The 233-nt window shown below is 60.5% G+C and carries 1 protein-coding gene; it reads left to right on the plus strand.

Going from position 1 to position 233, the window contains the following annotated elements; genetic code table 11:
• On the plus strand, positions 1 to 233 hold a 233-nt coding region (locus GTP55_RS30545), incomplete at both ends, for an IS110 family transposase (RefSeq protein ID WP_161048275.1).

A 233-nucleotide genomic window follows, 5' to 3' on the forward strand; every position in this document is an offset into this window, starting at 1 on the left:
GGTCAGTGTGGTCAATCCGGGCTGCATCAAAGGTTTCGGCCAGAGTGAAAATCTGCGCAATAAAACCGACAAGGCCGATGCGGCCCTGATCGCGCGGTACTGCGCAGCCATGTCGCCGAAGCGGTGGGCACCACCACCGTTGGAGCAACGCCAACTGCGGGCATGGTCGCAGCGCATACAAGCGTTGAAGGACATGCGTCAGCAGGAGAGCAACCGCCTGGAAAGCTACACGG

This window comes from Duganella margarita, from assembly GCF_009857535.1.
Lineage (GTDB): Bacteria > Pseudomonadota > Gammaproteobacteria > Burkholderiales > Burkholderiaceae_D > Rugamonas > Rugamonas margarita.